Here is a 2,457-nt window from a genome sequence, read left to right on the forward strand (position 1 = left end):
CGCCGGCGCGGCCGCCGAGCCCGGTCTGATCGGCCTGCAGCCCGATGGCCCGCCCTGCAACAGCGGCAACCGGGGATCCCTGGAGAGCTATTGCAGCATCGCCGGCCTGGCGCGACTGAGCCCGCTTGATCCGCGGGAGCTCTGCCGTCTGGCCGACGCCGGCGATGCCGAAGCCCTGGCGGTGTGGCACCGCTATGGGCGCCTGCTCGGCATCGGTCTCTGCTCCCTGCTCTATGTGCTCACCCCGGAGCTGGTGTTGCTCGGTGGCGGCCTCAGCGGCGCCAGCCACCACTTTCTGCCGGCGGTGTGGGAGCAGGTTCAGGAGCGGGTGTTGGCCGTGAGCCGCCATGATCTGCGCATTGAACGCTGTGCCCTGGGCAACGGCGCCGGCCGGCTGGGGGCGGCGCGCCTGGCCTTCGAGCGGCTGCAGCCCGGCGGATTGAGATGATGGAGCCATGACCTCCATCGTCTCCAGCTCTCCTGCGGCCTCGTCCACGGCTGATTCGTCCCGTGCTGCTTCGCCCGCAGCTGCAGCTGTTCCCGATCCCAGCCCTGAGCTGCTGCAGCGGGCGGTCACGGTGCGGCGCAGTGCCATGGACCTGGGCCAGTGCTCCGATGGGCAGCGCCAGCAGGCGGTGCTGGCGATGGCGGAGGCGCTGCAGGCTTCCCGGCAGGCGATCCTGGCCGCCAATGCCGCCGATCTGGAGGCCGCCGCCGCCGATCAGCTGGCGCCGGCGCTCGTGGCCCGGCTGAAGCTCGATGCGGCCAAGCTCGAGGCTGCCATTGAAGGGGTGCGGCAGGTGGCGGCGCTGCCCGACCCCCTCGGCCAGCGTCAGCTGCACACCGAGCTCGATCAGGGCTTGGTGCTGGAGCGGATCACCGTGCCCCTCGGCGTGCTGGGCGTGATCTTCGAGGCGCGCCCCGATGCGGTGATGCAGATCGCCTCACTGGCGATCCGCTCCGGCAATGGCGCCATCCTCAAGGGCGGCCGTGAGGCCAGCCGCAGCTGTGCCGCCATCCTCGACGCCCTGCAGGAGGGCCTGGCCCGCAGCGCCGTGGCGCCCGAGGCCCTGGCCCTGCTGACCAGTCGTGAGGAAAGTCTGGCCCTGCTGAAACTCGATGGGCTGGTGGACCTGATCATTCCCCGGGGCTCGAACGCCCTGGTGCGGTTCATCCAGGACAACACCCGCATTCCGGTGCTGGGCCACGCCGACGGTGTCTGCCATCTCTACGTGGATGCCGCCGCCGACTGCGCGCTCAGCCTGCGGGTGGCTCTGGATGCCAAAACCCACTACCCAGCCGCCTGCAACGCGATTGAAACCCTGCTGGTGCATCGGACGATCGCCGACCGCTTTCTGCCCCTGGCGCTGCCGGCCTTTGCGGCAGCCGGGGTGGAGCTGCGTGGCGATGCGGCCAGCCAGGCCCTCGGAGTGGCCGTGGCGGCCAGCGAGGACGACTGGGGCTGCGAGTACTCCGATCTGATCCTGGCGGTGAAGGTGGTGGAAGACCTCGATGGCGCCCTGGAGCACATCAGCCGCTACGGCTCCCGTCACACCGAGGCCATCTGCACCGCCGACGAGCAGGCCGCCGACCGCTTCCTGGCCGGTGTCGACAGCGCCGGTGTGTTTCTGAACTGCAGCACCCGCTTCGCCGATGGCTTCCGCTACGGCYTCGGCGCCGAGSTGGGCATCAGCACCCAGACCCTGCCGCCCCSGGGGCCGGTGGGGCTGGAGGGTCTGATCACCTACCGCTACCGCCTGCGCGGCCAGGGGCAGACCGCCGCCGACTACGCCAGTGGCGAGCGGCAATTCAGCCACAGGGCCCTGCCGCTGTGAGCGCCACGGTTCAGGGCGCCGTTGCCCCTGGGGATCAGATCCTGGTCCGCGGCCTGCGGCTTTGGGCCCACGTGGGAGTGCTGGAGCAGGAGCGGCAGCTGGGCCAGTGGTTTGAGCTTGATCTCACCCTGGCGGCTGACCTGAGCCGGGCCGCCCGCGAGGACGACCTGGCCGCCAGCCTCGACTACAGCCTCCTGATCACGGCCCTGCAGCAGCTGGCCCGCGCCACGGTCTGCCTCACCCTGGAGCAGTTCAGCGAGCGCATCCTCGAGCGGGCTGAGCAGCTCTATGGCGCCGTGCCGATCCAGCTGGAGTTGCGCAAGTGCTCGCCGCCGGTGCCCGGCTTCGGCGGCCAGGTGGCCGTGCGGCGCCAGCGCCGCTGGCCCGCCGCCGCTGAGAGCGCATCTGGAGCTGCGGGGTTCCCCCATGGCTGATCGCCTCGGCCACTGGCTGCGGGGGCAGGCATGGCTGCAAGGCCTGCCCTGGCTGCAACCCCAGGGCTGCGGACCGATCGCCCTGATCTGGTGGGGCAGCTGGCCCCGCGGCGCCACCCTGGGGGATCTGCTGGCGGTGGACAACCTCTCAGCGGCCCTCACCCGGGCCGGGATTGAGCACAGCGTGC

General features: G+C 71.2%; 4 protein-coding genes. All 4 read left to right on the top strand.

All coding sequences use genetic code 11. The features are described from left to right. The coding region (locus IQ216_RS13345) for an ROK family protein (protein WP_193815857.1) at positions 1-448 on the top strand (448 nt) is incomplete at its 5' end. A gap of 7 nt (positions 449-455) precedes the next feature. Then, complete coding sequence (locus tag IQ216_RS13350; RefSeq protein ID WP_193815858.1) at positions 456-1,835, top strand: glutamate-5-semialdehyde dehydrogenase; 1,380 nt, start codon at positions 456-458, stop codon at positions 1,833-1,835. Continuing rightward, on the top strand, positions 1,832-2,269 hold the full coding sequence (gene folB / locus IQ216_RS13355) for a dihydroneopterin aldolase (RefSeq protein ID WP_193815859.1): 438 nt from the start codon (positions 1,832-1,834) through the stop codon (positions 2,267-2,269). Before IQ216_RS13350 ends, folB begins: the two co-directional genes overlap by 4 nt. Beyond that, positions 2,262-2,457 (top strand): hypothetical protein (locus IQ216_RS13360; RefSeq protein ID WP_193815860.1); only part of this gene is annotated, 196 nt, incomplete at its 3' end. The genes folB and IQ216_RS13360, both read left to right, overlap by 8 nt.

Source organism: Cyanobium sp. LEGE 06143 (assembly GCF_015207535.1).
Classification (GTDB): domain Bacteria; phylum Cyanobacteriota; class Cyanobacteriia; order PCC-6307; family Cyanobiaceae; genus NIES-981.